The 25,487-nt window shown below is 40.5% G+C and carries 29 protein-coding genes and 1 other annotated feature; of the genes, 7 read left to right on the top strand and 22 right to left on the bottom strand.

Annotation, left to right across the window (positions count from 1 at the left end; all coding sequences use genetic code 11):
* Nucleotides 1-168: 168 nt before the first annotated feature.
* Nucleotides 169-1,515, top strand: coding sequence for a glutathione-disulfide reductase (gene gor / locus HT718_RS05500; protein WP_173267759.1), 1,347 nt, complete (start codon nucleotides 169-171; stop codon nucleotides 1,513-1,515).
* Nucleotides 1,516-1,709: 194 nt separating this feature from the next.
* The gene (locus HT718_RS05495) at nucleotides 1,710-2,246 is read left to right on the top strand and encodes a biotin transporter BioY (protein ID WP_173267757.1); all 537 of its coding nucleotides are present in this window, start codon (nucleotides 1,710-1,712) and stop codon (nucleotides 2,244-2,246) included.
* A gap of 159 nt (nucleotides 2,247-2,405) precedes the next feature.
* Here HT718_RS05495 and HT718_RS05490 read toward each other — a convergent pair whose 3' ends face one another.
* Nucleotides 2,406-2,621 carry a YdbC family protein gene (locus HT718_RS05490; protein WP_000807422.1) on the bottom strand — a complete coding sequence of 72 codons (216 nt, stop codon included), beginning with the start codon at nucleotides 2,619-2,621 and terminating at the stop codon, nucleotides 2,406-2,408.
* Nucleotides 2,622-2,719: 98 nt separating this feature from the next.
* On the opposite strand from HT718_RS05490, the gene HT718_RS05485 reads away from it, so the two are divergent.
* Nucleotides 2,720-3,040 (top strand): hypothetical protein, encoded by a 321-nt coding sequence (locus HT718_RS05485; RefSeq protein ID WP_020900208.1) that lies wholly within the window; start codon nucleotides 2,720-2,722, stop codon nucleotides 3,038-3,040.
* A gap of 30 nt (nucleotides 3,041-3,070) precedes the next feature.
* Here HT718_RS05485 and HT718_RS05480 read toward each other — a convergent pair whose 3' ends face one another.
* The 6 genes from HT718_RS05480 to rpsP form a co-directional block, all read right to left on the bottom strand.
* Nucleotides 3,071-3,409, bottom strand: a complete 339-nt coding sequence (locus HT718_RS05480) for an ATP cone domain-containing protein (RefSeq protein ID WP_001196039.1) — start codon at nucleotides 3,407-3,409, stop codon at nucleotides 3,071-3,073.
* Between the two features lie 11 nt (nucleotides 3,410-3,420).
* Nucleotides 3,421-4,140 carry a tRNA (guanosine(37)-N1)-methyltransferase TrmD gene (gene trmD / locus HT718_RS05475; RefSeq protein ID WP_045611341.1) on the bottom strand — a complete coding sequence of 240 codons (720 nt, stop codon included), beginning with the start codon at nucleotides 4,138-4,140 and terminating at the stop codon, nucleotides 3,421-3,423.
* Nucleotides 4,130-4,648, bottom strand: a complete 519-nt coding sequence (gene rimM, locus HT718_RS05470; protein ID WP_173267755.1) for a ribosome maturation factor RimM — start codon at nucleotides 4,646-4,648, stop codon at nucleotides 4,130-4,132. The genes trmD and rimM overlap by 11 nt, the downstream gene beginning before the upstream one ends.
* A gap of 85 nt (nucleotides 4,649-4,733) precedes the next feature.
* Complete coding sequence (locus tag HT718_RS05465) at nucleotides 4,734-5,285, bottom strand: hypothetical protein (protein WP_061088166.1); 552 nt, start codon at nucleotides 5,283-5,285, stop codon at nucleotides 4,734-4,736.
* A 112-nt stretch (nucleotides 5,286-5,397) separates the two neighbouring features.
* Nucleotides 5,398-5,637 (bottom strand): RNA-binding protein KphA, encoded by a 240-nt coding sequence (kphA, locus tag HT718_RS05460; RefSeq protein ID WP_173267753.1) that lies wholly within the window; start codon nucleotides 5,635-5,637, stop codon nucleotides 5,398-5,400.
* A 19-nt stretch (nucleotides 5,638-5,656) separates the two neighbouring features.
* Complete coding sequence (gene rpsP, locus HT718_RS05455; RefSeq protein ID WP_000268760.1) at nucleotides 5,657-5,929, bottom strand: 30S ribosomal protein S16; 273 nt, start codon at nucleotides 5,927-5,929, stop codon at nucleotides 5,657-5,659.
* Between the two features lie 176 nt (nucleotides 5,930-6,105).
* On the opposite strand from rpsP, the gene HT718_RS05450 reads away from it, so the two are divergent.
* Complete coding sequence (locus HT718_RS05450) at nucleotides 6,106-6,639, top strand: hypothetical protein (RefSeq protein WP_061088167.1); 534 nt, start codon at nucleotides 6,106-6,108, stop codon at nucleotides 6,637-6,639.
* Between the two features lie 108 nt (nucleotides 6,640-6,747).
* Nucleotides 6,748-7,551, top strand: a complete 804-nt coding sequence (locus tag HT718_RS05445; protein ID WP_173267751.1) for a peptidylprolyl isomerase — start codon at nucleotides 6,748-6,750, stop codon at nucleotides 7,549-7,551.
* Nucleotides 7,552-7,605: 54 nt separating this feature from the next.
* Here the strand turns inward: HT718_RS05445 and HT718_RS05440 are convergent, their stop codons facing one another.
* From HT718_RS05440 to HT718_RS05410, 7 genes are all read right to left on the bottom strand, one after another.
* Nucleotides 7,606-9,147, bottom strand: a complete 1,542-nt coding sequence (locus HT718_RS05440) for an ABC-F family ATP-binding cassette domain-containing protein (RefSeq protein ID WP_061088169.1) — start codon at nucleotides 9,145-9,147, stop codon at nucleotides 7,606-7,608.
* A gap of 1 nt (nucleotide 9,148) precedes the next feature.
* Nucleotides 9,149-9,631, bottom strand: coding sequence for a VanZ family protein (locus HT718_RS05435; protein WP_173267749.1), 483 nt, complete (start codon nucleotides 9,629-9,631; stop codon nucleotides 9,149-9,151).
* The gene (gene rlmN, locus HT718_RS05430; RefSeq protein ID WP_000804762.1) at nucleotides 9,631-10,716 is read right to left on the bottom strand and encodes a 23S rRNA (adenine(2503)-C(2))-methyltransferase RlmN; all 1,086 of its coding nucleotides are present in this window, start codon (nucleotides 10,714-10,716) and stop codon (nucleotides 9,631-9,633) included. The genes HT718_RS05435 and rlmN overlap by 1 nt, the downstream gene beginning before the upstream one ends.
* A 20-nt stretch (nucleotides 10,717-10,736) precedes the next feature.
* On the bottom strand, nucleotides 10,737-11,267 hold the full coding sequence (locus HT718_RS05425; protein WP_173267747.1) for a YutD family protein: 531 nt from the start codon (nucleotides 11,265-11,267) through the stop codon (nucleotides 10,737-10,739).
* Between the two features lie 156 nt (nucleotides 11,268-11,423).
* Entirely contained in the window at nucleotides 11,424-12,029 is a 606-nt protein-coding gene (gene sodA, locus HT718_RS05420; RefSeq protein ID WP_173267745.1) for a superoxide dismutase SodA, read from the bottom strand.
* 184 nt (nucleotides 12,030-12,213) lie between these two features.
* Nucleotides 12,214-13,251: a DNA polymerase III subunit delta gene (holA, locus tag HT718_RS05415; protein ID WP_173267743.1), complete on the bottom strand. Its 1,038-nt coding sequence runs from the start codon at nucleotides 13,249-13,251 to the stop codon at nucleotides 12,214-12,216.
* Between the two features lie 33 nt (nucleotides 13,252-13,284).
* Nucleotides 13,285-14,220: a dihydroorotate oxidase gene (locus HT718_RS05410; RefSeq protein ID WP_173267741.1), complete on the bottom strand. Its 936-nt coding sequence runs from the start codon at nucleotides 14,218-14,220 to the stop codon at nucleotides 13,285-13,287.
* A gap of 228 nt (nucleotides 14,221-14,448) precedes the next feature.
* Between HT718_RS05410 and gdhA the strand changes: the two genes are divergently transcribed.
* Nucleotides 14,449-15,795 (top strand): NADP-specific glutamate dehydrogenase, encoded by a 1,347-nt coding sequence (gene gdhA / locus HT718_RS05405; protein ID WP_000199532.1) that lies wholly within the window; start codon nucleotides 14,449-14,451, stop codon nucleotides 15,793-15,795.
* Between the two features lie 31 nt (nucleotides 15,796-15,826).
* Entirely contained in the window at nucleotides 15,827-16,312 is a 486-nt protein-coding gene (locus HT718_RS05400; RefSeq protein WP_173267793.1) for a GNAT family N-acetyltransferase, read from the top strand.
* 142 nt (nucleotides 16,313-16,454) lie between these two features.
* Here the strand turns inward: HT718_RS05400 and HT718_RS05395 are convergent, their stop codons facing one another.
* The 8 genes from HT718_RS05395 to msrB all read right to left on the bottom strand — a co-directional run bounded on the left by HT718_RS05395 (nucleotide 16,455) and on the right by msrB (nucleotide 25,442).
* A complete protein-coding gene (locus HT718_RS05395; protein WP_173267739.1) occupies nucleotides 16,455-17,099 on the bottom strand; it encodes a TetR/AcrR family transcriptional regulator in 645 nt (214 codons plus the stop codon).
* 16 nt (nucleotides 17,100-17,115) lie between these two features.
* Nucleotides 17,116-18,120 (bottom strand): NADP-dependent oxidoreductase, encoded by a 1,005-nt coding sequence (locus HT718_RS05390; RefSeq protein ID WP_173267737.1) that lies wholly within the window; start codon nucleotides 18,118-18,120, stop codon nucleotides 17,116-17,118.
* A 279-nt stretch (nucleotides 18,121-18,399) separates the two neighbouring features.
* On the bottom strand, nucleotides 18,400-18,768 hold the full coding sequence (gene rplL / locus HT718_RS05385) for a 50S ribosomal protein L7/L12 (protein ID WP_001196965.1): 369 nt from the start codon (nucleotides 18,766-18,768) through the stop codon (nucleotides 18,400-18,402).
* Between the two features lie 74 nt (nucleotides 18,769-18,842).
* The gene (rplJ, locus tag HT718_RS05380; protein ID WP_049541304.1) at nucleotides 18,843-19,343 is read right to left on the bottom strand and encodes a 50S ribosomal protein L10; all 501 of its coding nucleotides are present in this window, start codon (nucleotides 19,341-19,343) and stop codon (nucleotides 18,843-18,845) included.
* 39 nt (nucleotides 19,344-19,382) lie between these two features.
* Nucleotides 19,383-19,518, bottom strand: a sequence feature (ribosomal protein L10 leader region).
* A gap of 76 nt (nucleotides 19,519-19,594) precedes the next feature.
* Nucleotides 19,595-20,854, bottom strand: coding sequence for a TRZ/ATZ family protein (locus HT718_RS05375; protein ID WP_173267735.1), 1,260 nt, complete (start codon nucleotides 20,852-20,854; stop codon nucleotides 19,595-19,597).
* Between the two features lie 114 nt (nucleotides 20,855-20,968).
* The gene (locus HT718_RS05370) at nucleotides 20,969-22,717 is read right to left on the bottom strand and encodes an ABC transporter ATP-binding protein (RefSeq protein ID WP_173267733.1); all 1,749 of its coding nucleotides are present in this window, start codon (nucleotides 22,715-22,717) and stop codon (nucleotides 20,969-20,971) included.
* A gap of 1 nt (nucleotide 22,718) precedes the next feature.
* The gene (locus HT718_RS05365) at nucleotides 22,719-24,443 is read right to left on the bottom strand and encodes an ABC transporter ATP-binding protein (protein WP_173267731.1); all 1,725 of its coding nucleotides are present in this window, start codon (nucleotides 24,441-24,443) and stop codon (nucleotides 22,719-22,721) included.
* Between the two features lie 60 nt (nucleotides 24,444-24,503).
* A complete protein-coding gene (gene msrB, locus HT718_RS05360; RefSeq protein ID WP_173267729.1) occupies nucleotides 24,504-25,442 on the bottom strand; it encodes a peptide-methionine (R)-S-oxide reductase MsrB in 939 nt (312 codons plus the stop codon).
* Nucleotides 25,443-25,487: the final 45 nt, after the last annotated feature.

Genomic DNA, 25,487 nt, shown 5'->3' with positions numbered 1-25,487 from the left:
ATTGTTATTGTACTAGATATATAATACACTTTATTTTCCCTTTTTGCAAGCCTTTTCTTTAATTTTTTTGAACGTAGCAGATTTTTGCAATCACATCAAAAAAAAGATAGAATATGACTATCAAAAAATGACACTCTACTATTTTAAAAGAGTACAAAGGAGTTTTTAATGAGAGAATACGATATCATTGCTATCGGTGGAGGTAGCGGAGGAATTGCTACCATGAACCGTGCCGGTGAACATGGAGCCAAAGCGGCTGTTATTGAGGAAAAGAAACTAGGTGGAACATGTGTCAACGTCGGTTGTGTTCCTAAAAAAATCATGTGGTACGGAGCACAAATTGCTGAGACTTTCCATCAATTTGGAGAAGACTACGGTTTTAAAACTACTGATCTTAACTTTGACTTTGCAACCCTACGTCGCAATCGTGAAGCTTACATCGATCGCGCTCGTTCTTCTTATGATGGCAGTTTTAAACGCAACGGTGTAGACTTGATTGAAGGTCATGCTGAATTTGTAGATTCTCATACTGTCAGCGTAAATGGTGAACTCATTCGTGCCAAACATATCGTGATTGCGACTGGTGCCCATCCAAGTATTCCTAACATTCCTGGTGCTGAACTAGGTGGCTCTTCTGATGATGTATTTGCTTGGGAAGAACTTCCTGAGTCAGTTGCCATTCTAGGCGCTGGTTATATCGCCGTTGAATTGGCTGGCGTACTCCACACTTTTGGTGTCAAGACAGATCTCTTTGTTCGTCGTGATCGTCCTTTACGTGGTTTTGATTCCTACATCGTTGAAGGTTTGGTCAAGGAAATGGAAAGAACAAACTTGCCACTTCATACTCACAAAGTCCCTGTCAAGTTAGAAAAAACTGCTGAAGGCATTACCATTCATTTCGAGGATGGTACTAGTCACACAGCTAACCAAGTTATCTGGGCTACAGGTCGCCGTCCAAACGTTAAGGGCTTGCAACTTGAAAAAGCTGGAGTGACTCTGAACGAACGTGGTTTTATCCAAGTGGATGAATACCAAAATACTGTTGTTGAGGGAATCTATGCTCTAGGTGATGTAACGGGCGAGAAAGAACTAACTCCAGTTGCTATCAAGGCTGGACGTACTTTGTCTGAACGTCTCTTTAACGGCAAAGCTACTGCAAAAATGGACTACTCAACTATTCCAACTGTTGTCTTTTCACACCCTGCTATCGGAACTGTTGGTTTGACAGAAGAGCAAGCTATTAAAGAATACGGCCAAGACCAAATCAAGGTTTACAAATCAAGCTTTACTTCTATGTACTCTGCTTGCACTGGCAACCGTCAAGAAACACGTTTCAAATTGATCACAGCTGGTTCAGAAGAAAAAGTTGTCGGACTTCATGGAATTGGCTACGGTGTTGATGAAATGATTCAAGGATTTGCTGTTGCTATCAAAATGGGAGCAACCAAGGCAGACTTTGATGCAACCGTAGCGATTCACCCAACTGCATCCGAAGAATTTGTAACCATGCGTTAATCGAAATAAAAGAAGCTGATACAAATGTGTCTGCTTCTTTTTAATATTTTACAAATCTACAAAAAATTATCCAACTTAACCAGTAAGCAAAATCGGCCGTTACAGTTTTTGTTACCTTTGTTATAAAAATAGGTTGACAATAATATTAAATTAAGTACAATAGTTACTATACATTAGAAAAGAGGTTAACTATTTTGAAAAAAGCTCACGTTTATGCTATCCCTGCTATTGGGGCTGCTCTCGTTGCTGTGTTGGCACAAATCAGTCTTCCAATTGGACCTGTTCCCTTCACTCTGCAAAACTTTGCAATCGGCTTGATTGCTACTGTCTTTAGACCGAGAGAGGCTGTACTTTCTGTTGGACTCTATCTTCTTCTAGGTGCTATCGGTCTTCCTGTCTTTGCAGGAGGTGGAGCTGGATTTCATGCTTTGATTGGTCCTACTGCAGGTTATCTTTGGTTTTATCTTGTTTACTCTGGACTTACTTCTTCTCTAACTAACAGCGATAGTGGTTTTGTCAGAATTTTTCTTGCAAACCTCTTGGGTGATGCCCTTGTCTTTGTTGGAGGGATTCTTAGCTTGCATTTCCTAGCTGGAATAGCATTTGAAAAAGCTCTTGTGGTGGGGGTTCTTCCCTTTATCATTCCAGATCTTTGTAAAATTATTGCTATTAGTTTTATTAGCCGTTCACTACTTCAACACCTTAAAAATCAGGCTTACTTTACTAACTAAAAAAGGATATCGAGTTGTCATAACTCAGTATCCTTTTCTTTCATTTTGAAAACTTATACTCTTCGAAAATCAAATTCAAACCACGTCAGCTTCGCCTTGCCGTACTCAAGTACTGCCTACGGCTAGCTTCCTAGTTTGCTCTTTGATTTTCATTGAGTATTAGTTGCCTTTAAAGGCATCCACCATGGTTTGAAATTCTTCATTTGAGAGGGTAATTCCTTTACCCATTTTAGTATGATCTGGGCTCCAAGCACGAATATCAAACTTTGCAGGAGCACCATTAAAGCTCACACGGTTGATTTCCTTGGTCCAACCTTTTTCGTTTTCAGAAAGAGTCAACAAGTGCTCTTCAATTTCAAATGTAAATTCTGCCATTTTCTTCTCCTTTTTTAGCTTTCATTAGTTTATTCGTAAAATCTTGTAGATTTTAGGAAAATTTTATATAATATTGATATAAAAGAAGGGAGGCCAATATGAGACATAAATTCCAGCAAGTACTAGATAAAATACATGACTTCTTAAATGGACATGACCAACCTGACCAGACTGAAACCAACTCCCTTACAGCCACTATTGAAGAGGCTATCCAGAAACAAACTGCTGTTCATCTTATCTTGTCTGAGACAAGTTTTACAGGTGATATCATCAAATACGATCAGCAACGCCAGCAAATTATCGTGAAAAATTTTGCCAAAAATGTGAGCCGTATTATCCGCATAAGCGATATTCAACGCCTGAGATTTGTCCCTTCAACTGTCCAAACAGCCCAAAAAAATAGATTTAAGAAAGAGTGAGATGTAGTTGCTTCATCCCACTCTTTTTTCTTAGCGAACTTGTTCAAAATGTAAATGAACGGCGATGTGATCTCCATAACCACTTCTTTCCAAGTCACGTTGTAGACGATAGGAAATGTAGTGTTCTGCGATGGTAATGTAACCTGCTCCCAGTAAACGATGTTCAACCAAAGACTGAATCATGCTGATAGTAGCACGTTCCACCTTGGCTTCTTCCAAATCCAAAACCACTTTCTTAGTGACTTGTGCAAGGTTTTGACGCAAATCATCTGTCAATACATAGACGGTCTGGGCCGCCTTTAAGATAGCCTGGTAAATCTTATCTGGATTAAATTCAGCAATTTCTCCATCACGTTTGATTACTTGCATAGGTTTCTCCTTTATTCTTTGTTTTCTTTGATTTCTGCCAGCATTTTTTCTTCCTCTGCTGTCAGTTGATAATGTTCTAACAAATCTGGTCTGCGCTCGTAGGTTTTCTTTAAACTCTCATACAATCGCCACTGACGAATCTTTTCATGGTGTCCACTCATCAGTACATCTGGGACAACCATGCCTCGATAATCATAGGGACGTGTGTACTGGGGGTATTCAAGAAGGCCTGAAGAAAAACTATCATCTTGGTGGCTGGACTCCTTACCAATCACTTCTGGAATCAGGCGAACCGTCGCATCAATCATGGTCATGGCCGCCAATTCCCCACCAGTCAAGACATAGTCCCCCAAGGAAATCTCATCTGTCACCAAGGTCTTAATGCGCTCATCATAGCCCTCATAGTGACCACAGATAAAGATCAGTTCCTCTTCTTTGGCCAAATCCTCAGCATAGGCCTGATCAAACTGCTTTCCAGCTGGATCGAGGAGAATAACGCGCGGATTTTTCTTTTCAATAGCATCAAAGGCATCGAAAATGGGTTGGGCTCGGAGCAACATCCCCTGTCCGCCTCCGTAGGGCTCATCGTCTACATGGCGGGCCTTTTCAGCATTTTCTCGAAAATTATGATACTGGATATCCAAGAGACCTTTTTCTCGAGCCTTTCCAACGATTGAGTGCTCCAGTGGAGAAAACATCTCTGGAAAGAGGGTTAAAATATCAATTTTCATCGTCTAACCCTTCTAAGATTTCCACATCGACCCGTTTATTAGGAATATCAACATTGAGAATCACTGGTGGGATATAAGGCAATAACAAATCTCGCTTGCCTTTTCTCTTGACCACCCAGACATCGTTAGCACCTGGTTGCAGGATTTCTTTGATGGTTCCAATCAGGTTTTCTCCCTCATAGACTTCCAAACCAATAATCTCGTGATAGTAGAATTCACCATCATCTAGATCGTTCAAATCTTCCTCAGCAACCTTGAGACTGTATCCTTTGTACTTTTCGATAGCGTTGATATGGTACATATCTTTGAATTTAATGATGTCAAAGTTCTTCTGTTTACGGTGGCTAGCAATAGTTACTGTTTGAACAAACTGATCTTTTTCATCAAACAAGGCCAGCTCAGCCCCTTTTTTAAAGCGTTCTTCTGCAAAATCCGTCACAGACAAGACTCGCATCTCCCCCTGCAACCCTTGCGTATTGACGATTTTCCCAACATTAAAGTAGTTCATCTTGTCTCCTGTATCTATTTCTATCCTTTATTTTATCACGTTCCAGAGATTTTCTCAAGTTGGAGGAAGATACATAGAGGGGTCGCTATAGTCCAAAAAGTGCTAATAGTTTCCTCTTTAATGTTAATTTATATTTGAAAGATGAGATATTCACATTCCCATTATACATATTACTATAAAATGTATACTCGCCAATTTCACCCTGACTTGTTTTCCATTTCATTCTTAAACTAGGCATATTCTCTGGTAAATTTGTATGAATCAATAAGCATGTATAATTCTTTAAATTTTTAACTATATGCAGTTTATCATTATCAACTAAACGATTACTTTTTGAATCATAGATTAATGAATAAAATTCTATAATTTCAATATCAACTTCCTTTGGATAAAAAATCAAATGGTGATAATGTTTATCATTTTCATCATGTTTAAACTCATATATATGATGAAATCTCGTATGTAAGGAATCAAATTCGATTGGTTTAATTACCTGAATTTCGATATTATTGATATAGGCCTTATTCTGAAAACTAATTTTTAAAATTACACCTATAAAAGTCGAAATCTGTAAAATTCGCAATAACCAATCAATGTACATTGCCCAATCTATGTTTAAAATAAAATCAATGTTCATTCTTTTCCAGTCCCCCTTCAAACATCTTTCCAAATCCCGATTATGCTGTTACTTGATAGATGCTATTTTACACTTCTCCACACAAAAAAGCGAGATATTCATCCCGCCCTTCTTATTTTTCGTCAATAACGATTCTTACTTTTTTTTCTTCAGTTGGGACAGAGTAGACAATCGTTCTTATCGCAGAAATAGTGCGACCCTTACGACCGATTACACGACCCACATCACTTTGATCAAGATCCAAATGATATTCCAAAAACTCTGGTGTATCTTCAATCTTGATAGTTAAGGCATCTGGTTGTGAAATCAAGGGTTTCACAATCGCAATAATGAGATTTTCAATCGTATCCATCTGTCAACCTACTTTAAACTTATTTTGAGAATTTAGAATCGTGGAATTTTTTCAATACGCCTTCTTTTGAAAGGATGTTACGAACTGTATCTGAAGGTTGAGCTCCATCAGCCAACCATGCAAGAACACGGTCTTCTTTCAAAGTTACTTGGTTTTCAGCAACAAGTGGGTTGTAAGTTCCAACTGTTTCGATGAAACGTCCGTCACGTGGTGAACGTGAATCTGCTACGTTGATACGGTAGAAAGGTTTTTTCTTAGAACCCATACGAGTCAAACGGATTTTAACTGCCATTTTTAAAGTCTCTTTTCTTATTTTTTATTTCGGTGAAATAGCTGAGCTATTTAGCACATGTTCTATTATAGCAGATTTCTGACAGGTGTCAAGAAAAAAACTTGACAGACTATAAAATTTTTAAAGCTTTTAGAAATTTGTTAGAATAGAAAATAAAAGTTTGAAAGAGGCTATCCGTGAATACTATTTTAGAAAAATTTTATAAAGACCACCAAGTCAGCCCCTTCATCTCTCCTGAACGAGATTTGGATGCTTGGCTCCTAAATCCCAAGCCCGTTCCCAAACGAAACATGGAACTATTAGCAGATGATTTACTAGCAGGTGATATCATTTTACTATGGAGAATCCAGTTTGGCACTTTTACCACCGAAACCTGGTTTCCTAAATACTTCGAGTACACTTATGGCATTGATGCCCCTAAACATATAAAAACTCTAGTAGAAAAAGGTTATGCTGTCATTGAAACAGCTTTTGATTCACTTGACCATCTGAATGCTACAATGAAAAAGAATATTTTGAAAAGCAAGGGAATTACGGGTCTTTCTAAGATGAAGGCTGCAGATCTAGACCAAGCCCTTCATGACAACTTTTCAGAAGAAGAATTGGCAAGTCACTTTTCAATTCGTGGCTACAAATTGACTCCAAAGGGGGAGCAGCTACTAGAACAGTACCAGGAAATTATCGACCGTCATCCAAAGAAGAATCTCTAGTCAAGAGACATTTTGGTTACTTTACTGTAAAACTACCTTGTCACTAATATTTGAATTCCCCTTCCTTTTAGGGTACAATGGTAGAAATGAATTTTTGAGAGGAACAGAATGAAAAAACTAGCAACCCTTCTTTTACTGTCCACTGTAGCCCTAGCCGGATGTAGCAGCATCCAACGTAGTCTGCGTGGCGATGATTATGTGGATTCCAGCCTTGCTGCTGAAGAAAGTTCTAAGGCTGCCGCCCAATCTGCCAAGGACTTAAACGATGCTTTAACAAATGAGAATGCCAACTTCCCTCAACTTTCTAAGGAAATTGCCGAAGATGAAGCCGAAGTCATTCTCCACACAAGTCAGGGCGACATCCGCATTAAACTCTTTCCTAAACTTGCTCCTCTAGCAGTTGAAAACTTCCTCACTCATGCCAAAGAAGGCTACTATAACGGGATTACCTTCCACCGTGTCATCGATGGCTTTATGGTCCAAACTGGAGATCCAAAAGGAGATGGTACAGGTGGTCAGTCTATCTGGCATGACAAGGATAAGACAAAAGACAAGGGAACTGGTTTCAAAAATGAGATTACTCCTTATCTCTATAACATCCGTGGGGCTCTTGCGATGGCTAATACTGGTCAACCAAACACCAATGGTAGCCAGTTCTTCATCAACCAAAACTCTACAGATACCTCTGCTAAACTCCCTACAAGCAAGTATCCAAAGAAAATCATCGAAGCCTACAAAGAAGGTGGAAACCCTAGTCTAGATGGCAAGCACCCAGTCTTTGGCCAAGTCATTGACGGTATGGATGTTGTAGATAAGATTGCAAAAGCCGAAAAAAATGAGAAAGACAAACCAACGACTGCTATTACTATCGATAGCATCGAAGTGGTGAAAGACTACGATTTTAAATCTTAAAAATCTAAAAAATACAGTACCCACATTCGGTACTGTATTTCTTTTATATTCATTTTAAGTTAGCTTGTTAAAATCCCAGATTTGGTCCATCCAACCTTCATAAAAGTCTGGTTCGTGGCAGACCATAAGAATAGACCCCTTGTATTCTTTAAGAGCGCGTTTGAGTTCATCCTTGGCATCCACATCCAGGTGGTTAGTCGGCTCGTCCAGCACTAAAACGTTGTTTTCACGATTCATCAAGAGACAGAAACGAACCTTGGCTTGTTCCCCACCTGACAAGACCTGAATTTGGCTTTCAATATGCTTGGTTGTCAAACCACAACGGGCAAGGGCTGCACGAACTTCTGCTTGGTTAAGTGCAGGAAAGGCATTCCAGACAGCCTCTAGTGGTGTTTGACGATTGCCTCCTTCTACTTCCTGCTCAAAGTAGCCAAGTTCTAGGTAGTCACCGCGTTCAACTTCCCCAGCGATTGGCGGGATAATTCCCAAAAGAGACTTCAAGAGAGTTGTTTTCCCGATACCATTTGCTCCGATAATGGCAACCTTTTGATTGCGTTCGAAGGTAAGATTTAAAGGCTTAGTAAGAGGTCGGTCATAACCAATCTGCAAATCCTTAGCTTGGAAGATAAAGCGCCCAGGTGTACGAGCTGGTTTAAAATCAAAGGATGGTTTTGGTTTCTCACTTTGCAGTTCGATAATATCCATCTTGTCGAGTTTCTTCTGACGAGACATGGCCATATTTCTGGTTGCAACACGCGCTTTATTACGAGCGACAAAGTCCTTGAGATCTGCAATCTCTTTCTGCTGACGTTCATAAGCTGCCTCCAACTGAGATTTCTTCATGGCATAAACTTCTTGGAACTGGTAGTAGTCACCAGAGTAACGCGTCAACTGTTGATTTTCCACATGATAGACAATATTAATAACATCATTTAGGAATGGAATATCGTGTGAAATGAGGACAAAGGCATTTTCATAGTTTTGGAGATAGCGCTTGAGCCAGTCAATATGCTCAGCATCCAAGTAGTTAGTCGGCTCATCCAAAAGCAAGATATCGGGCTTTTCAAGGAGGAGTTTGGCCAAAAGAACCTTGGTTCTTTGCCCACCTGACAAAGAAGTTACATCCGTATCCATGCCAAAGTCCATGACACCAAGGGCACGCGCCACTTCATCAATCTTAGCATCCAAGGTATAGAAATCACGACTCTCCAGACGGTCTTGGAGTTCGCCAACTTCTTCCATGAGAGCATCAACATCCGCTCCGTCTTCAGCCATTTCCATATAGAGGTCATTGATACGGGCTTCAGCTTTGAATAGCTCATCAAAGGCTGTACGGAGAACATCACGAACAGATTGGCCTTCAGCAAGGACTGAGTGTTGGTCCAGATAGCCAGCAGCCACATATTTAGACCACTCTACCTTTCCTTCATCTGGCAACATCTTACCAGTCACAATACTCATAAAGGTTGATTTCCCTTCACCATTGGCACCGACTAGACCGATATGTTCTCCCTTGAGGAGACGGAAGGACACATCTTCAAAAATTGCACGGTCACCAAAACCGTGACTCAGATTTTTAACTTCTAAAATACTCATTTTAATTCCTTATCTTGTTTTTATGTAATTGTTTATAGAGGAGCCAAGCCAAATAGCCACCCAAGGTATTGGTCCACAAATCATCAATCTCAAAGACGCGATTGAAATCAAAGAAAAAATCTAAGACTAACTGCGTACACTCAATTCCAAGACTCACTAGAAAACTGAAAAAAAGAACTCTTTTTGTTTTCCTTAAATTTGGAAAGAGATAAAGGAGTTGGAAAATCAGAGGAAAAAGCAAGAAGACATTGAGGATATTTTGTAAAAAAATCCAATATAATTGTCCCATATCACCCACTTCACCCAGTTTCCAAAGAGAATTGAAAGGAGTCAAAAGAAAAACCAGGCGATCAAGATGCTGAATACCTGGAGTTTCCACTCCCACGGGAGAATGTTCTTGAGGAGTAAAACAAAAGTAGACGATACAAATGCTATAGAAAATGACTCCCAAGACCAAAATATGATTATGAGTTTTCTTCATCATTAAGGATTGACTGCTGCGACTGCTTTCTGGCGGTCACGTTTCATTGTATTAGAACGCAATTGTCCACAAGCTGCATCAATATCAGTTCCATGCTCTTGGCGAACAACACAGTTAACCCCTTTTTTCTTAAGCGTATCATAGAAGGCCATCACGCGCTCTTTAGGACTGCGGCTATATTGGTCATGCTCACTAACTGGGTTATAAGGAATCAAGTTTACATAAGACAATTTCTTGATATTCTTGAGCAATTCAGCCAATTCCAAGGCTTGTTCTACACCGTCATTAACTTCATTGAGCATGATGTATTCAAATGTCACACGACGGTTGGTTGTTTCGATATAGTACTCAATAGCAGCAAAGAGTTTTTCAATTGGAAAGGCACGGTTAATCTTCATGATGCTTGAGCGCAATTCATTGTTGGGTGCGTGAAGGGAAACGGCAAGATTGACCTGAACCCCTTCATTAGCAAAGTCACGAATTTTATGGGCCAAACCTGAGGTTGAAACCGTGATGTGACGAGCTCCGATTGCCATTCCCTTATCATCATTGATAGTACGAACGAAATTCAAGACATTATTGTAGTTATCAAATGGCTCACCGATTCCCATAACAACGATATGGCTGACGCGTTCGTCCTGACCACGCTCATCAAAGTATTTCTGAACCAGCATGATCTGCGCTACGATTTCCCCATTATTGAGGTCACGTTGTTTCTTAATCAAACCAGAGGCACAGAAGGTACAACCGATATTACAGCCGACCTGAGTGGTCACACAGACTGACAAACCATAGTGCTGTCTCATCAGTACTGTCTCAATCAGCATTCCATCTGGCAATTCAAAAAGATATTTAACTGTCCCATCAGCAGACTCTTGAACGATTCGCTGTTTCAAGGGATTGACCACAAACTGGTCATTGAGCTTAGCAATCAAATCCTTGGAAAGGTTGGTCATTTCTTCAAATGACTGCACACGTTTACGGTAGAGCCATTCCCAGATTTGATCTGCACGGAATTTCTTTTCTCCCTGCTCCAATACCCATTCCTGCATGGTTTGACGTGTTAAACTATAAATTGACGGTTTCATTTCTTCTCCTTATTCTCTACTCACTTCTGACGAATGACAAAATGACGTTGTCCCTTGTCCTCTTTCTGAGAATGCTGGTCTTTCTGACGACGTCTATTTTTCTTATCTGCATTCGGTTTTCGTTTGGTTTGAGTCGGTTTCTTTCCTTTTCTAGAAGGTGTCTCTTCTTCCTTCTTACGCATTTTCTTGTCAAATGATGCTCGCTTAGGGGCTTCATTTTCTAGGACAAAATAGGCACAACCATAACTGCAATACTCTAAAAGATAGTCTTGTAAACGACTGATTTTTTCAATATTTTCCTCTGTTCGGTCATCCTTGTAAAAACCTCGTAGGCGAAGCTGTTCATTACTCCAGTCCCCAACGATATAATCAAACTTGGTTAAGACTTCTGAAAAACGCTGATTAAAAGTCGTCACATCAAAGGCATCCTTGATATTTTCAACCAAGGAAAAAGCTATCCCTTCAGTTTCAACCTTGTCCCCATGTAAATGAAACTCAGGACCAGGAAACTTGTTATAGTTGTATAATTCAGGTGCAATTTCTTTTCGCATAGATATCCTTTTTCCACGATTACTTAATACTTTATTCTACCATAATTTCTAGCACTTAGCACGTTTCTCATAAAAATGAAAAAAGTCTGACGATTTTGTCAGACTCGAATCATATAACCTAAAAAAGAGAAGAACAATTCTTCCCTCCATATACCATTATTTAGCAGCTGCGTACAATTCATCTACTTTGTTCCAGTTGATCACTGAGAAGAAAGCTTTGATGTAGTCAGGACGCACGTTGCGGTATTTCACATAGTAAGCATGTTCCCAAACATCCAAGCCCAAGATTGGTTTTTTGCCTTCTGAGATTGGTGTGTCTTGGTTTGCTGTTGAAGTCACTTCAAGTTTACCCTCTTTGTTAACAACCAACCATGCCCATCCAGAACCGAAACGAGTTGTTGCTGCTGCAGTGAAGGCTGCTTGGAAGTCTTCAAATGAACCAAATGTTGCATCGATTGCTGCTGCAAGTTCTGCTGATGGAGCTGTTTTTTCAGGAGTCATCAATTCCCAGAAAAGAGCGTGATTCAAGTGTCCACCACCATTGTTGATAAGTGCTTGACGGATATCAGCTGGGATAGATTCTACATCAGCAAGCAAGGCTTCAAGGTCTTCACCGATTTCAGGGTGTTTTTCAAGAGCTACATTAGCATTGTTGACATAAGTTTGATGGTGTTTGTCATGGTGCAAGTGCATTGTTTCCGCATCGATGTATGGTTCCAAAGCGTCGTATGCATATGGAAGATCTGGTAAGATAATAGCCATCTGTAATACCTCTTTTTCTTTCTATATGAAAATGATAACGCAAACATTCACTTTTTTCAAGTTTTTTGCTTGTTTTTTGCTTATAGATGAAGAAAGCACTGAGATACTTTCGAATAGAATAAGCAAATCAACAAGAAACCCACGACAAGATAATCCTGATGCGGGTTGTAGTTTCAAAAAAGTATCAATTGACCTGACTAGCAATCTGTAAGAGTGCCTTTTCAAAAAGGAAACCTTTTTCATAAAGACCTGTTTTAATCTGATAGTCTGTCTCAATCAAGTAGGAAATAACTTGCTTCAAAAAGCTCAAGGAAAGTCCTCTCGCATCTCTCAGCGCAAACTTGATTTGATAGGGATTAGGATTGCGCCCTAGATAACTACCTAGACTACTTGCAATCTGCGATTCTGTTTGGCCAGACTCCGCCAAAATCTTCACCTGAGTAAAAATCCGAAATTGTCCTAGCATGACTGCAATCAACTTGATTTCGTCTTCCCCTTGCAAGGTCAAGTCTCTAACCAAGTCGCGCGCCTGATCCATCTTTTTAGTCAGAATAAACTGAGTTAAATCAAAAATATTATCCTGTAAGGTCTTGGGAATAGCGTTGACAATATCCTCTTCCTCTATAACAGAATCCGCCTTATAGGACTGTAAAAAGAGCAGATTTTTCTGGATTTCGCTAAATTGAAAACCAGATTTGATAAGTAGATTTTCAAAGGATTGCCCCACAAACTGCAGACCTTGTTTCTGGCTCCACTTTTGGAAATACTGGCACAATTCTTGTTCTTTGGCTTCTACTGCGTCAAAAACCTTGGCATCACGCTTAAGTAATTTAACCAACCGTCTCTTGCTATCCAGTTTTCCTTCCGCAAAGATCAACAACTTGGTTGTTGGCGAAGGGTTATCAAGGTATTCTTCAAACGACTTGAGTTCATCATCTGTTAAAAAGCGTTTCTTGGCTGTTGTGATATCAACAAAATGGTCTAATATCACGATTTTCTCAGCCGCAAAGAAAGGAAGACTGACCAACTCCAGTTCCACATCCTTGTAGACCACTTCTTTCATATCAAAGTAGGCAAAGTTGAGGTCGGCAGAATCATACCCAATCTGTTTCAACACTTGACTCTTCATCACTTCAAACTGGCCCTGATCTATGCCTGTAAAAAGGCTCAGACTCGGTAAATTTGATAAAGTCAACTTCTGGCTTTCTTCAATAGCTAGCATCTTCTCTCCTTTCTTCTGATTTTTCAATTTAATTTAGTCAATATAGCGCAATTTTCCACGGAAATCTTCTAGGCTCTCGTACCCTTTTTCCGCCATGATTGCTTTTAGTTCATTGGTAATACGTTCGAAGGCACCGACACCTTCTTTGTGAAGGGTGGTTCCCACCTGTACCATACTAGCACCACAGAGGATGTGTTCAAAGGCATCTCGACCAGTCAGAACGCCACCTGTTCCGATGATTTGGATTTGAGGATTTAAACGTCGATAAAAAGCATGAACATTGGCTAGAGCAGTCGGTTTGATGTATTCTCCACCAATTCCACCAAAACCATTCTTAGGCCGAATAACGACAGACTCATCTTCTATATAAAGACCATTCCCGATAGAGTTAACACAGTTGACAAACTTGAGCGGGTACTTGTTGAAAATAGCAGCTGCTTGATCAAAGTGAACAATATCAAAATATGGTGGCAATTTAATTCCAAGAGGTTTGGTAAAGTAGGCAAATACTTCTGACAAAATTCGGTCAGTTGTCTCAAAATCATAGGCAATCTGAGGTTTACCTGGAACATTTGGACAAGAAAGGTTTAGCTCAGTCAGACCACGAAATTCACTCTCTTGAACTCTTTTCAAGATGGTATGTGTTTCTTCTGGAGACATGCCAACTAAAGATAAGAAGAAAGTTCGGTTTGGTTCTTTTTCCTGTAAGTCCAAAAGATAGTCCAGATAATAATCTAAGCCATTATTTGGCAAGCCCATGGAGTTGATAGAACCAAGTGGAACATCCTGATAACGTGGTTCAGGATTTCCCTGACGAAAGTCCAAGGTCGCTGTCTTCGTGACAAAGGTTCCTGCCACTGAGTTTTTAACCCCCTCTAGCTCTTCTATCGTCATACAAGCCACACCTGCTGCATTCATCAAGCAATTGTCAAACGCAAAACCAGCAATTTGTGTTTTCGTTGATACCATGATTCTGATCCTCCAGATTCCTTTTATTGCTAATATTATACCATATTTTCACATTTTCTCTTTTAGAAAGACATTTCCAAGAAAAACGTTCGTATTTTTATAGATTTTCAAAAAGTCCCAAAACTAAATTGATAGAATTTTTAGAAAATTTTTGTTTTTCTCTTTACAGTTAAAAAAAATTCTGCTATAATGACACACATAATTAAATTAGAATTTAAGGAGAACGATATGACATCTGCTAAAGAATATATCCAAAGCGTGTTTGAAACTGTAAAAGCTCGTAACGGGCACGAGGCTGAATTCCTCCAAGCTGTTGAAGAATTTTTCAATACTTTGGAACCTGTATTTGAAAAACACCCTGAGTATATCGAAGAAAATATCTTGGCACGTATTACTGAGCCAGAGCGCGTGATTTCTTTCCGTGTTCCCTGGGTTGACCGTGATGGAAAAGTTCAAGTAAACCGCGGTTACCGTGTTCAATTCAACTCAGCTGTTGGACCATACAAAGGCGGACTTCGTTTCCACCCAACTGTAAACCAAGGGATTTTGAAATTCCTCGGATTTGAACAAATCTTTAAAAACGTCTTGACTGGACTTCCAATCGGTGGAGGTAAAGGTGGATCAGACTTCGATCCTAAAGGTAAAACAGATGCTGAAGTAATGCGCTTCTGCCAAAGCTTCATGACTGAATTGCAAAAACACATCGGACCATCACTTGATGTACCTGCTGGTGATATCGGTGTTGGTGGTCGTGAAATTGGTTACCTTTACGGTCAATACAAACGCCTTAACCAGTTTGATGCTGGTGTCTTGACTGGTAAACCTCTTGGATTTGGTGGTAGCTTGATTCGTCCAGAAGCAACTGGTTATGGTTTAGTTTACTACACTGAAGAAATGCTTAAAGCTAACGGCAACAGCTTTGCTGGTAAGAAAGTGGTTATTTCAGGTTCTGGTAACGTTGCTCAATACGCTCTTCAAAAAGCGACAGAACTTGGTGCAACTGTTATCTCTGTATCTGACTCAAATGGTTATGTCATCGATGAAAATGGTATCGACTTCGATCTTTTAGTAGATGTTAAAGAAAAACGTCGTGCTCGTTTGACTGAGTATGCTGCTGAAAAAGCAACTGCAACATATCACGAAGGTTCTGTATGGACTTACGCTGGAAACTATGACATTGCTCTTCCATGTGCTACTCAAAACGAAATCAACGGTGAAGCAGCTAAACGATTGGTTGCTCAAGGCGTTATCTGTGTATCTGAAGGTGCTAACATGCCAAGTGACCTTGATGCCATCAAAGTTTACAAAGAAAATGGTATCTTCTACGGACCTGCAAAAGCTGCCAACGCTGGTGGTGTAGCCGTTTCAGCCCTTGAAATGAGCCAAAATAGCCTTCGCCTCTCATGGACTCGTGAAGAAGTTGATGGACGTCTCAAAGATATCATGACAAACATCTTCAACACAGCTAAGACAACTTCAGAAACATATGGTCTTGATAAAGACTACCTTGCAGGAGCAAACATTGCTGCCTTTGAAAATGTAGCAAATGCTATGATCGCACAAGGTATTGTTTAATTAGTCGATACATCCTATCGGAGGACAAATGATGAACTTACGGCCGATGGAAGTAAGAGACAATTCAGCTGTAGCGCAGCTCATTCGAGCTAGCCTAGAAGAATTCGGGCTTGACAAACCAGGAACTGTCTACTTTGATTCTCATCTAGATCATTTGGCCAACTATTATCAACAGCAAGAGAGAGCATCTTACTTTGTTCTGGAAGATGAAGGTCAGCTGGTTGGCTGCGGTGGCTTTGCACCTGTGTCCGATAAGATTGCTGAATTACAAAAACTGTATGTCACTAAAAATAGCCGTGGCAAAGGTTATTCCAGCAGGTTGATAAAGCGGATATTCCAGGAAGCCCGCTTAGCTGGTTATGAACAGCTTTATCTAGAGACCTCTACTGAACTGGCTACGGCTGTGGCCATCTATCAACACTATGGTTTTACAGCATTGCAACAACCACTTTCTAACGCCGCCGGCCACCCAGCTATGAATATCTGGATGATAAAATCCCTCTTATCAGATGAATAGATGGCAGTATACTAATGTAGCAAACGCTATGATTGCCCAAGGTATTGTTTAAAGATACAAAAACTCCTCAATCGCTTTGATTGGGGAGTTTTATGTTGAATTCAAAAAACGCACCATTAACAGTGAGTTTTAACATCAGAATTTATTTTACTTTCATTAGGGCAGATGACAAACATTCAACAATCTCATCAACCACTTCATCTATGTTTATAGTTCCTTCATCATTCAACATCATGGGAATAAGATAAGAAAAACTCAATGCTAAAATATAGCGAACAATTCTTTCATTTGACCAATCTCGGATAACACCATTTTCTTTAAACTGATTCAGAACTGGGCTAATTGGTTCTATTATAGATTGAACAATAATATTTCCTAACTGGATAGAAAGATTTTTATCAATAAAAGAACGCCCCAAGAGAATTTTAACATGCATTTGATTCTCCTGAATGAAAAAGAGCCTATCTCTAACAATACTTTTTAAAAAGAAGGGAAAAGTTTCTTGATCTACTGTGAGTTTCTTTTCTGAGAAATCTTCAATCACTTCTGGAATAACCTGTTCTAGAAAAGTAGATAAAATGGCTTCTAAAATACCTTCCTTTGTTTTAAAGTAACTAAAAACCGTTCCTTCTGACACTCCAGCTCGTTCGGCAATAAGGCTGGACGTTGTATTTTCAAATCCAATCTCTGAGAATAATTTTAAGCTTGATAATAATACTCGACGTTGTTTTAAGCTCAAGTTGCTAACTTCTAACGTCTGAGCATACTTTTGTTCTAAACTTTCCATCGCTAGCACCTCTCTTCTACTCTCTTACTTTTACAACTTTTTTGCCTCGACTGTGTCCCATTTTCAGACTACGATAGGCTTCTCTAACTGACTTTAGAGAAAAGTCATACACTTGATCAATTTTCAGCTGAACCTTCCCGTCTAAGACCATTTCAGATAAAGTGCTAAAATCATCGTATGTAGAATGTCTAGGACCAGTAAACTGAGCACCTTTTATCATAACATAGGGTGAAGGTACTAATGTCCCAATAGCTGTTCCCTTCAAACCTAAACTAAAAGCCAATCTAACATAATCAGATCCATAACAATCCAAAAATTTTGTAATAGGCCTTGGACTAGCTGATAGAAGAGCCTTCTTGATGTTCTCTTCGTAACTTACTGGTATGGCACCTAAAGACTTCAGATACTCTGCATTTTTCTTACTTGCTATTCCAATCACTGTCGCCCCCTTAGCAACTGCATACTGTACCGCAATACTTCCAATACCTCCTGCTGCAGCTGAAATAACAACAGTATCTCTTGAATTTAAACCGATTCTTCTAAAAGCCCCACCCACAGTTAGAGAAGCTACTCCCATAGTAGCTGCGTGAGTCATGTCGATCATCTCTGGTTTCAATACAATTTCTGATTCATTGACACAAATTTCTGTTGCTAAAGCTCCCCTCTTAGTTCCCAAACCAGGATCGCTAATCATTGTTCCAAACACCTTATCTCCTACTGAAAACCTAATTACTTCATTTCCAACTTCTGTAATAACTCCAGAAAAATCTCTCCCCACACCTCTTGGAAATAAAGATGATTTAGATTCAAACCAACGACTTGGTTTCCTTAATTTCGTCATAAAAGATAAAAATCGAAGGGGTTTCGCTCCCTCAAAAGTTTTATAATCAATAGGATTTAAACCAACAGCATGAACTTCTACTCTCACCTGATTTACATCCAAGGCTGTAGAGTCGATCTTCAGCAAATCCAAGACCTCTTCGTTACCGAAACGACTGTACTCTATTGCTTCAACAACCATTTTCTTTACTCCTTAATTTCACAAAAATTGAGTGAACACTCATTTTTATAAATTATACTCTTAATTTGTAAAAAAATCAATATTATCGTTTGATAACGATTTATGACATGATATAAATATCCATCATTTGGGTTTACCAATATGATTCTTTCAATCTAACTCTCCTCACTTTTAAAGATTCCTTGCCCTTTTTTGCCCCTTCTCGAACAAAAAGAAAAACCGCTACTCCTAAGAATAGCGGTTTAATCATGTTTTTAAGCTACTAATGTAGTTGCCCTATTATTTAAGAGTAACTGAAGCTCCAGCTTCTTCCAATTTAGCTTTGATTTCTTCAGCTTCTGCAGTTGCAACGCCTTCTTTAACAAGTGCTGGTGCACCGTCAACAAGTTCTTTAGCTTCTTTAAGACCAAGACCAGTGATTTCACGTACAACTTTGATAACGCCAACTTTTTTGTCGCCTGCAGATGTCAATTCAACGTCGAATGAATCTTTAGCAGCACCAGCGTCAGCAGCACCAGCTGCAGCAACAGCTACAGGAGCAGCTGCAGTTACACCAAATTCTTCTTCGATAGCTTTTACAAGGTCGTTCAATTCAAGGATTGAAGCTTCTTTAATTTCAGCAATAATGTTTTCAATGTTCAATGCCATTGTTATTTCCTCCAAATATGTTTTTAAATTTATAATAGATTTTTCGTAGCTAGGCTACGCTGCGTAGCTTAAAATTAAGCTGCGTCTTCTTTGTTGTCTGCAACCGCTTTGACTGCAAGAGCAACGTTGCGCACTGGCGCTTGAAGTACAGAAAGGAGCATAGAAAGAAGTCCTTCGCGGTTTGGAAGAGTTGCAAGAGCAAGAATCTCTTCTTTAGATGCGACAGCGCCTTCGATTGCACCACCTTTGATTTCAAGTGCTTCAGCGTTTTTAGAAAAGTCGTTCAAGATTTTCGCTGGTGCGATAACATCTTCGTTAGAAAATGCTACTGCAGATGGTCCAACAAATACTGATGCAAGTTCTTCAAGACCAGCTTTTTCAGCTGCACGACGCAAGATTGAGTTTTTAATGACTTTATACTCAACTTCGTTTCCACGAAGCTCACGACGAAGAACTGTATCTTGCTCAACTGTTAAACCACGAGCGTCTACAACGACGATAGATGCAGCAGCTTTCATTTTCTCAGCTACTACGTCAACTAGTTCCGCTTTTTTAGCAATAATTGCTTCACTCATTAGTGTGTTCACCTCCGTAATTATTTTGCTTGGGGAAATTTTTCCAAAAGAAAAACGCGCCCAAACCTAGACACGAAAGTACAATACGCTTCTTTTTACATGATACGTTTTGTCCTCGGTAGGATACTTATGAGTCGAGCTCCCCTACTGTCTTAGGCAGTTTTTTCAAACCGTATATAAGTATAGCATAGTCAAAAAAAGAATGCAAGATTTTTGCAAACTTTTTTTAAAATTTTTTCGTGATTTTTCTTTTAAAGTTCTACTGTCAGTACTTGACCTTGCTTAACAACCTGTTCTCCGGCAATATAGACATCATCAACATCACTAGATTTGACTGCATAGACAAGGTGAGAAAGCATATTTTCCCGGGGTTGGAGATGGATTTTCCCTTGTGGTTGAATGACTAGGAAATCAGCCTGCTTGCCAACTTCTAGACTACCAATCTCTTCATCCATTCCCAACACCTTAGCTCCTTCGATTGTCAGAGCCTTGAGAACTGTTTCGATAGGAAATTGACTGGCATCTCCACTTTTCATCTTCTGAAGAAGGGCTGCAGTCCTTCCTTCCTCAAACATATCTAGATTGTTATTGGAAGCAACCGAGTCTGTCGCAATTCCGACTGCTACTCCTGCTTTTTGCAGTTGAATGATAGGAGCGATTCCTGAGGCCAGTTTGAGGTTACTGATAGGATTGTGGGCGATAGCCACTTGAGAGGTTGCCAAACGTTCAATTTCTCTCTCGTTTAATTCGACCCCGTGAGCAAAGACAGACGGATGATCTAAGTAACCCAATTCTTCTAGAAAGGCGAGGGGGCGTTTGCCGTAGCGTTTCAGGAGAATTCCTGACTCCTCCTTGGTCTCCGCCACATGGATATGGATGGGAATGTCAAATTCTTCTGCCATATCCAGGCTTCCCTCCAGCAAGTCTCTACTACAGCTGTAGGGAGAATGTGGGGCTACCATCACCTTGAAATTTGGATTTTCATATCCTATGATTTCCTCTATGATGTCACGTGTTCTGCTTATGGTCTCAGCAGTTGTTTCTGTCTCTGAAGAAAAGAGGGTCGGTGAGAAATAACAACGCATCTTAGAATCTTTCACTGCCTGATAAATTCTCTCAATATCCACACCATTGGGATTGTACATATCGTTAAAGGTTGTTGTTCCTGACTGGAGCATTTCTGTCAGAGCTTCTTTGACCGCTTTGGTAGTCATGTCTGGAGTAAACTCAGCTTCTGCAGGCCAGATATAATCATTAAGCCATTCATGGAGATTACTGTCATCCCGAATTCCTCGCAAACCTGTCATGGCAGAATGGGTGTGGCAATTGACCAAGCCAGGCATAATCCATGCTCCCTGATAGTCTATAATCTGCTCAGCTTGCTCTAAAATCTCTGGCTTCTCTTGACCGACATAGACAATTTGAGAATCCTTAACTGCTAAGATTCCATCCAAATAAACACGGAAATCTTGGTCACAAGTCACGATATTTACATGCTGATAGACTTTCATTCTAGGCTCCTTTTCTATAAGACAATTTACAGTGAATAATTTTTCTAGCTATTGTAACAAAAAAGTCACCCGAAGGCAACTTTTTTCGTCCATAAAATTTCAAAATAGAAAGGACTATTCAGAGCTAAAAGCTGCTGCTTGCTGCATTTGGTAATACTTGCCCTTTCTATCCATAAGATCCTGATGATTGCCATGCTCCACAATGTCACCATCCACCAAGACAAGAATCAAATCCGCATCCTGAATGGTTGACAAACGGTGAGCAATGATAAAACTTGTGCGCCCCTTCATGAGTTTAGCAAAGGCATCCTGAACTAGCACTTCTGTCCGTGTATCGATGGAAGAAGTCGCCTCGTCTAAGATGAGAATCTTGGGAATAACCAGAAAGACTCGGGCAATGGTCAAGAGCTGGGCTTGACCAACAGAGAGAGATTCTCCAGCATTTTCTAACTTGGTATCGTATCCCTGTGGCAACTGTTGGATGAAAAAGTCTGCGTTAGCTGCTTTGGCAGCAGCAATCACTTGCTCCCGACTGGCATCAGGATTTCCAAAGGCAATATTGTCATGAATAGTCCCTTGCTTGAGCCAGGTCTCCTGGAGTACCATCCCAAACTGCTGTCTTAATGATGCTCGGGTATAGTCGTAAATGGAACGACCATCTAACAAGATATCTCCCGAGTTAATAGGATAAAAACGCATGAGAAGATTGATAAGAGTTGATTTTCCAGCTCCTGTCGGACCAACGATGGCCACCTTGCTACCAGCTGGGATATCGATAGACAAATCCTTAATCAAAATATTTTCAGGATGGTAGCCAAAAGAGACCTGTTTAAAGGAAATAGCTCCCTTGACTTGGTCACTGGTCAAGACTTCCTTGCCTGTTTCAGCTACCTCAGAGCTTTCTAAGATCGCATAGACGCGCTCTGCGCAAGCGAGAGCACTTTGCAACTCGGCTAGAACTGAAGAAATATCGTTAAAGGGCTTGGTATACTGCTGAACATAGTTCAAAAAAGTCACTAAACGACCGATGGTCAAGGTTGAACCCATCATGATACGATAAGCTCCTACTCCAGCAAGAAGAGCGTAAATGAGAGCGTTGACAAAGCGAGTCGAAGGATTAACCGTTGAAGAATAAAAAATGGCCGACTGCGAATAGCCTGCGTAGTTTCCATTAGCCTCACGCAGTCTTTTGATAAACTCTTCCTGAGCATTGAAAGACTGGATAATGGTCTGCTGGCTAAGCGATTCTTCAATCAACTGAGTTTGAAGCCCTCTGGTCTCTGTTTGCTTCTGGAAGAGATGATAAGATTTCTTGGCAATAAAGCGTGAAATCACCATAGACAGTGGGGTTAACAACAAGACCAAGAGGGTCATGAGGAGATGAATTTGAAGCATGGCTAGAATACTAACCAAAATCATCAAGACACCAATGAAAAATTGGTTAAAAATCATGGTCAAGCCAGCTGCCAACTGTTCTATGTCCGTGGTTACACGACTGACCATCTCCCCACTTCCTTGTCGATCGACAAAAGCAATCGGTAAACGATGAAGCTTATGGATGATTTGCTCTCGCAAGTCTTTGGTATAAGAGAAGATTAGACGATTATAAAGAAGAGGATTGGCCCATTGTACCAGAGTATTTCCTATGACTACAAAGAGCATCTGGAGGAAAATCTTCCAAAAAACTGGTGAAGAACCAGTCACCAGGACTTGATCTATGACCTGCCCAATCAAGATAGGTAGGTAAATTGATAAGCCAACTTGGGCAATAGTTCCTAGAAAGGCTAGGAAAAGGAGGAAGGGATGGCTGGCTAAATCTATGGCCAAACGTGTGAGCGTCTGGTTTGCAGTTTGTCGTTTCATGCTAGTCCTCCTTTACATGTTGGGATGCATTGATTTCGCGATAGACTTGACTAGTCTTTATCAAATCCTCGTGCTTGCCGATAGCTAGGAGCTCACCTTTTTCCAAGAGGAGAATCTGGTCAGCCATCTGGAGTGTCGAAGTCCGTTGAGAAATCAAGATTAAGCTCGTATTTGGCATATTTTCTCGAATAGCTTTCAAGAGCTTGGACTCGGTGATGGTGTCGAGGGCCGAGGTCGCATCATCTAGGATGAGAAATGGAGCTTGGCGCAAAACTGCACGTGCGATAGACAGCCTTTGTTTTTGTCCACCTGAGAAATTTCGCCCTCCTGCCTCAACAGTGGCATCCAGGAGACCTTCCTTTTCACTGACAAAATCCTTAGCTTGCGCGATTTCCAAGGCTTGCCAGAGTTCTTGATCAGTCACTACTTGATTGAAACCCAAAGTCAAGTTTGAACGAATAGTTCCTTTAAAGAGTTCGACTTTTTGAGGCACATAGGAAATCCAAGACCGCCACTGCTCAAGATTACGAGGACTACGTCCATTTCGATAAAGGTCAATGCTTCCCTTGTCTGCTAGATAAAGTCCAAGTAAGACTTGCACCAAGCTTGATTTACCAGAACCCGTCCCCCCAATGATACCAAGGATTTGCCCTTGCTTCATATCAAAAGAAATGTCTCTCAGAGAAGGCTGGGCCGCATCAGGATAGGTAAAGGTCAATTCTTGAACTTGTAAAACCTGCTCGCTGGTAGCTTGCTTTTGTTCTAACTCTGAATGGATATCCTCTGGAGTTTCGGCAAAGACTTCCTCGATTCGCTTGGCTGAGATATAGGACTGGTTGAGAGAATTGATCAGCATAGCTAGCTTGACCAATTCCACCAAAATCTGCAAGAGATAATTGATAAGGGCAATGATAGCACCTTGGCTGAGCAATCCTCCTTGAATTGAAATATAGCCCTGCCAGATAATAACGAGGAGAGTTCCATTAACAATCAGATAGGTCAGGGGTGTTAATAAACTAGACCAGAAACCTGTTTTTTCTTGCAAACTGGCATAGACTTGGTTAAGGGTTTGAAAAATCTGTAACTCTCGTTTTTCTTGTCCAAAAGCACGAATAACCCGCATTCCTTGTAATTGCTGGCGCGTTTCTTGAACCAGTTGGTCCGTTTTCTTTCTCAGACTACTGTAGAGAGGATTGACCAGTCTAGAGAGCCCTACAATGACAATAGTCAAAATGACAACCATGATCAAAAACCAGAAAGTCAACTCAGCTGAGATTCGATAGGCCATAAAAATAGCACCAAAAACGATAATGGGCGCTCTCAAAAAGAGACGCAGGAATTGATTGATACCAGTCTGAATCTGGTAGGTATCAGAAGTCAAGCGAGTCACCAAACTCGAAGTTGTCAAGCGGTCTCTGCTGTCCTTGGGCAATGAAAGAATATGACGATAGAGGTCGTCTGTCAATTCTTTGGCAAATCCTACCGCTGCCTTGGCTGAGTAAAACTGAGCTACCAAGGCCACTACAACGCCAATCACTGCAAAGATAAGGAGCAGGCCAATCTGCATCCAGAGATGTCCTTGATCTCCCTTAGGCAAAGATTGGTCAACAATAGCAGCAATCACCATGGGAACCAAGAGTTCAAACACAGCTTCTAACAGCTTGAAAAGGGGGGCTAAAATCGATTCCTTAATGTAGGGTTTAAAGTAAGATAATAGGTGTTTCATAAATCCCTTCTATTCTTATTCTGAAAATGAAGAAAGTGGGAAGCACCCACCCTCTCTGTTTTATTTGTTTAAGTAAAGCAATAGATAGCCATATCCTGCTTTTTCCATCTCATCCTTGGCCACAAAGCGTAAGGAGGCAGAATTGATACAGTAACGAAGGCCACCTAACTCCCGAGGTCCATCTGTGAAAACATGACCCAAGTGAGCATTTCCTGACCGAGAACGAACCTCGATTCGCTCCATTCCATGACTTAAGTCCTCGTAGTAGTGAATCAATTCCTTGGAAATCGGACGGCTAAAACTTGGCCAACCACAACCTGAGGCAAACTTATCCTTGGCAAAAAAGAGTGGCTCACCTGTCGTGATGTCTACATAAATTCCCTCTTCAAAGGTTTGGTCATAGGCATTGCTAAATGGAGCCTCTGTAGCAGCTTCTTGGGTGACACGGTAGGATTCTTCAGTTAGGTTTTTCTTCAACACCTCTTGACTAGGCTTTTCATAGTTGGCTGCGTCAATCAATGGCTTCTCAGCATCCGTTACATCGATATGACAGTAACCCGAAGGATTTTTCTTGAGATAGTCTTGGTGGTAGTCTTCAGCTAAAATATAGTGGCGAACTTTCTCCACCTCTACTGCAATCTTTCGACCTAGCATACGCTCCTGCTCCTGCACCACTGTGTAGATAGCTGGTAAGTCTGCTTCATCCTGATAATAGATTCCCGTTCGATATTGGCGACCACGGTCATTCCCCTGCTGGTTAATAGACAAGGGATCAATGACTCGGAAATAATAAAGTAAAATCTCTCTGAGTGACACTGTCTTCTCATCATAAATCACTTGAACCGTCTCTGCATGGTCTGTTTCCTTGAGTAACTGATAATTAGTCGTTTCTACTTGCCCATTAGCGTAGCCAACACTGGTTTCTAACACTCCAGAAATACGTGAAAAATACTCCTCTAGACCCCAAAAACAACCACCTGCTAGATAAATTTCTGCCATCTTTATTTCTCCTTTATCAAGTTTTTAACTAATACTCTTCGAAAA

Source organism: Streptococcus sp. 714 (assembly GCF_013277115.1).
Classification (GTDB): domain Bacteria; phylum Bacillota; class Bacilli; order Lactobacillales; family Streptococcaceae; genus Streptococcus.
The sequence above is the reverse complement of the archived record's forward strand: the minus strand, read 5'-3'. Positions and strand labels throughout refer to the sequence as shown.